Origin of the sequence: Methyloceanibacter marginalis, assembly GCF_001723295.1 — a bacterium.
Taxonomy (GTDB): Bacteria; Pseudomonadota; Alphaproteobacteria; order Rhizobiales; family Methyloligellaceae; genus Methyloceanibacter; species Methyloceanibacter marginalis.
This window is the reverse complement of the sequence record NZ_LPWD01000454.1, coordinates 1-4,427: the sequence shown is the minus strand read 5'-3', so window position 1 is coordinate 4,427 and position 4,427 is coordinate 1. Positions and strand designations below refer to the sequence as shown.

Annotated in this window: 6 protein-coding genes and 1 pseudogene; all 7 read right to left on the bottom strand. The window is 64.6% G+C overall.

Annotated features, from left to right (window positions below; genetic code table 11):
- The coding region (gene thrC / locus AUC71_RS15970; RefSeq protein WP_069625044.1) for a threonine synthase at positions 1-858 on the bottom strand (858 nt) is incomplete at its 3' end.
- A gap of 86 nt (positions 859-944) precedes the next feature.
- Entirely contained in the window at positions 945-1,673 is a 729-nt protein-coding gene (locus AUC71_RS15965; protein ID WP_069625043.1) for an SURF1 family protein, read from the bottom strand.
- Between the two features lie 8 nt (positions 1,674-1,681).
- On the bottom strand, positions 1,682-2,080 hold the full coding sequence (locus AUC71_RS15960; protein ID WP_069625042.1) for a DUF983 domain-containing protein: 399 nt from the start codon (positions 2,078-2,080) through the stop codon (positions 1,682-1,684).
- A gap of 73 nt (positions 2,081-2,153) precedes the next feature.
- Positions 2,154-3,039, bottom strand: a pseudogene (locus AUC71_RS15955) (cytochrome c oxidase subunit 3).
- Positions 3,040-3,097: 58 nt separating this feature from the next.
- Positions 3,098-3,499, bottom strand: coding sequence for a cytochrome c oxidase assembly protein (locus AUC71_RS15950; protein ID WP_244501010.1), 402 nt, complete (start codon positions 3,497-3,499; stop codon positions 3,098-3,100).
- 203 nt (positions 3,500-3,702) lie between these two features.
- Positions 3,703-3,846 (bottom strand): hypothetical protein, encoded by a 144-nt coding sequence (locus tag AUC71_RS20050; RefSeq protein ID WP_193427057.1) that lies wholly within the window; start codon positions 3,844-3,846, stop codon positions 3,703-3,705.
- Positions 3,846-4,427, bottom strand: a 582-nt coding sequence (cyoE, locus tag AUC71_RS15945) for a heme o synthase (protein ID WP_069625041.1), incomplete at its 5' end; no start/stop codon positions are given. The genes AUC71_RS20050 and cyoE, both read right to left, overlap by 1 nt.

The following is a 4,427-nucleotide window of genomic DNA, read 5'->3' as shown; positions in this document are numbered from 1 at the left end:
AAACTGGTCGTTGAGGTTCGTGGCGATAACGAGGCGCCGGACCGGCAGGCCCATAGCCCGGGCCGCGTAACCTGCGAAAATATCACCGAAATTTCCGGTGGGTACGGTAAACGCCACCGGCCGGTGGGGCGCGCCGAGGCTTACCGCGGAGGTGAAGTAGTAGGCGATCTGAGCCAGGATGCGGGCGAAGTTGATCGAGTTGATGCCGGTCAGCCCCAGCCGGCCGCTCAAGACCGGGTCGCCGAACAGCGCCTTCACCATGGCCTGGCAATCGTCGAAGGTCCCCTCCACGGCGATGTTGTGGACATTGGCCTCCCTGGCCGTGGTCATCTGGCGGCGCTGCACGTCGCTGATGCGGCCCTTGGGGTGGAGGATGAACACGTCGATGGCGTCGAGCCCGCGGAAGGCCTCGATGGCCGCGGCGCCCGTATCGCCGGAGGTGGCGCCGACCACGGTGGCATGGCCTCCCCTGCGCCGCAGCGCGCGGTCCATGAACCGCGACACGACCTGCATGGCGATATCCTTGAAGGCGAGAGTCGGCCCATGGAACAGCTCGAGGACGAAGCTGTTCGGTCCGAGCTGGCGCAGCGGGGCGACCGCGGGGTGGTGGAAGCCGTCATAGGCGTCCGAGAGCACCGCCCCCAGATCGTCCTGGCAGGCATCGCCCGCCAAAAACGGGCGCATGATCCGATCCGCCGCATCGGCATAGTCGAGGCCGGCGAGCGCGGCGATCTCATCCGGCGCGAACCGCGGCCAAGCCTCCGGCATGAACAGGCCGCCGTCCGGGGCAAGTGCCGCCAGAAGGGCACCCTCGAAGGAGAGCGCCGGCGCCTCACCGCGCGTGGATATGAACTTCAAGATGGGCCTCTCGCCGGAAAAAGGGGGCTTTTCGGTTGACCCTAGCCGCCAGCGAGCGGCCTCGCAACCGAGGCTCGCCGGGCTCGTTAAGGCTGCTTGCCGCGGTAGGCACCCCAGACATAGACGCCATAGACGCCCACCAGGCAGAGCGCCAGGCCGAACCAGGTGAGCGCGTATTGCAGATGGTTGTTGGTGAGCTTGAGCCTTGTCTGCCCCCCTTTGGGCCAACCGCCCGGGACGTCGCTCTCGGCCGCCTCCAAGAAGAAGGGGGCCACCTGGACCGTGCCGCCGGGGAACATGGAGCGCGTCATGGCGGCAAGGTCACGGCTGAACCATTGATTGGCTTTCGGATCATTGTCGGGGATGAACAGGCCGGGCTCGTCCGGGGTGCGGATCAGCCCGGTCACGGCCACCACCTCTTGGACTTGTCCTTGAGGGCGGGTTTCCGGATCGCGCAGTCTCTCCGGCACAAAGCCGCGATCGACCAGGACGAAATGCCCGTCCACCGTCTGCAGCGGCGTGATGACGTGCCAGCCCGGCTCGCCGTCGAGCGAAATGGAATAGAGATAACGCTCCCGCTTGTGGTGAAAGCGGCCTTCGGCGCGCACGGGAAGATAGCTGAGGTTTCCGGGCTCCTTGGTCAGTTCGAGCGCGCGCTCCAGAGAGACCGGCTTACGCTCGGTCCGCGCCTCGATCCGGGCGATCAGCCCCTCCTTCCATTCAAGGCGCTCAAGCTGCCAGACCCCGAGGCCGACCAGGAAGACGAGGCCGATGAGCGTGGCGACGGTGAGCTTGATGAGTGCGCTGGCCGGCATCGGACCCCCTATTTGCCGGCGACCAGCTTGCCCTCTTCGGCCTTGTGCCTGAACTGGAGGGCGATGAGCACGCCCTTGAACGACCGAAGCAGGAGGAGCGGAAGAATGAGCGCCAGGGCGCCCCAGACAAGGGCGTGCAGCCAATAGGGCGGCTGGTAGAACACTTCGACCAGGAGCGCCGCGCCGACGACGATAAAGCCGGTGATGAGGATGACGAAGACCGCGGGCCCATCGCCGGAATCGGCAAAGTCGTAGTCGAGGCCGCAGATCTCGCAGCAGGGTGCGAGCGTAAGGTAGCCGTCATACAGCTTGCCCTGGTGGCAAGCGGGACAGCGGCCGATGAGGCCAGACCAGATGGTCGTGCCAAGCGGGACGTGGGGGGCTTGCCCAGTGCTCTCCTCGTTCATCCGTCGATCCTAGCAGCCAAAATGAAAAGGGGCGGCCGACTGACCGCCCCCATCAACGACGGCGTCGCCGTTGTTAGTGTCCCGGGTTGGCCCCTGCGCCCCACACATAGATGCAGGTGAACAGGAACAGCCACACCACGTCGACGAAATGCCAGTACCAGCGCGGCCTCGAAGCCGAAATGCTGCTTCGGCGTGAAGTGGCCCTGCAGCGCGCGGAACAGGCACACGAGCAGGAAGATCGTGCCGACGATCACATGGAAGCCGTGGAAGCCGGTCGCCATGAAGAAGGTCGAGCCGTAGATGTGGTTGGCGAACCCGAAGCCCGCATGCATGTACTCGTAGGCCTGCAAGGCGGTGAAGATCATGCCGAGCACGACGGTGATGGCAAGCGCCCAGGCGAGCCCCTTGCGGTCGTTGTGCAGCATGGCGTGGTGCGCCCAGGTCGCCGTCGTGCCCGAGGTGAGCAGGATCAGCGTGTTCACCCACGGCAGGCCCCAGGGATTGAAGGTGGCGCCGAAATAGCCGAGCCCCGGCACGCCGGTCTCATCGCTCGGGATCGGCGGCCACTCGCCGCCAAGCACTTGCGTGCGTGCATAGGTGACCGCGTCGTCGGGGAACAGGGCCACGTCGAAATAGGCCCAGAACCAGGCCACGAAGAACATCACCTCGGAGGCGATGAATAGGATCATGCCGTAGCGCAAATGAAGCTGCACGACCGGCGTCTCGTCGCCGCTATGCGCTTCGTTGATGACGTCGCGCCACCAGCCGAACATGGTGATGATGACGAGCGCGAAACCCGGCAGCATGTACCAAAGCTGCGGATCGCCCGCTTTCTTCGACATGAAGTACATGAGGACGCCAATGGCCAGCGTGAAGGCGCCGACCGAGCCGATGATCGGCCATGGGCTCGGATTGACGAGATGGTAGTCGTGTTCCGGTTTCGCGTGGGCTTGGGCCATCTGGTGTTCCCCTTCCTCCCCAATCTGTCTCATCGGCGCCTCTGCCGCGCCACTTAGCTTACGATCCCGAGGCTCCGTCCACCGGCGCCGCAGCAACGTCCGAAGGATCGTCGCTCCGGTAGAAGGTATAGGACAGCGTGATCTCAGGAATATTCTCGGTGCTCTCGTCCTCGACGAACTTGGGATCGACGAAGAAGCTCACCGGCATCTCGATGCTTTGTCCCGGCGCAAGCGTCTGCTGGGTGAAGCAGAAGCACTGCACCTTGGTGAAGTAGCGCCCGGCCGCCTGCGGGGCGACGTTGAAGCCGGCGGTGCCGGTCACGGGCTTGTCGGAATTGTTGGTCGCCTTGAAAAAGGCGAGCGCGTTCTCGCCGATATGGACTTGCATGGTGCGCTGTTCCGGCGCGAAGCTCCACGGCAGGTTCGGATTGACGTTGGCGTCGAACCGGACAGTGACCATGCGGTCGAGGATATCTTTCGGCGCGACATCGGCTCGCTGGGTGGCGCCGCATATCCCGTGGCTTGGCAGAACATGCGGTAAAGAGGCACGGCGGCAAAAGACAGGCCGACCATGCCCGCCACGAGGGCGGCAAGCGACAGAGCGACAAGGCCTTTCTTGTCGCCCGTGCGGGTCTTTGTGTCTTGCTCGCTCATCCGCTTCACTCAGATCGGCCGCACGGCGACGTTGCCGCCCAGCCTGACAATAGTGACGATAAAGAACAGCACGACGAGGCCCGCGAGGATCCAGGCGATGGCCAGAGATCGCTTGCGTTGGCGGCGTTTGCGTTCGTCATCCGCATCTTCCATCAGAACGTCCAAGTAAGCGGCAGCGCGCCGCTCTCGAGCCCGAAGCCTTGCTCCACGAGAAGCGCGGCGAAGAGCACGAACAGGTAAAGCACCGAATAGGCGAACAGGTGCTTCGCCGCCCGGTCAGCCGCCTCGCCTTCGCGGATGCGATAGCAATCGACGGCGAAGACGACAAAGAAGGCGCCGAGGATCGAGGCGATGACTGTGTAGAGCAGGCCGCCGAATCCCATCACCGCCGGCGCCATGCCGAGCGGCGCCAGGATGAGACTGTAGATCAGAATTTGACGCCTGGTCTCGTCCGGGCCGTGGGTCACGGGCAGCATCGGCACGCCGGCGCGCTCGTAGTCCTTGCTGCGGACCAGGGCCAGCGCCCAGAAATGCGGCGGCGTCCAGATGAAGATGATCAAAAACATCACGAAGGATTCGAGACTTACGCTACCGGTGGCCGCGGCCCAGCCGATCATGGGCGGCACGGCGCCGGCAGCGCCGCCGATGACGATGTTCTGCGGCGTCCAGCGCTTGAGCCACATTGTGTAGACGAACACGTAGAAGCCGATGGTGAGCGCCAGAAGCCGGCGGCG

Excerpts from the sequence above, each read along its gene's own strand:
- AUC71_RS15960 (WP_069625042.1), bottom strand. The coding sequence starts at position 2,080 with ATGAACGAGGAGAGCACTGGGCAAGCCCCCCACGTCCCGCTTGGCACG.
- AUC71_RS15965 (WP_069625043.1), bottom strand. The coding sequence starts at position 1,673 with ATGCCGGCCAGCGCACTCATCAAGCTCACCGTCGCCACGCTCATCGGC.
- AUC71_RS20050 (WP_193427057.1), bottom strand. The coding sequence starts at position 3,846 with ATGGAAGATGCGGATGACGAACGCAAACGCCGCCAACGCAAGCGATCT.
- AUC71_RS15950 (WP_244501010.1), bottom strand. The coding sequence starts at position 3,499 with ATGGTCACTGTCCGGTTCGACGCCAACGTCAATCCGAACCTGCCGTGG.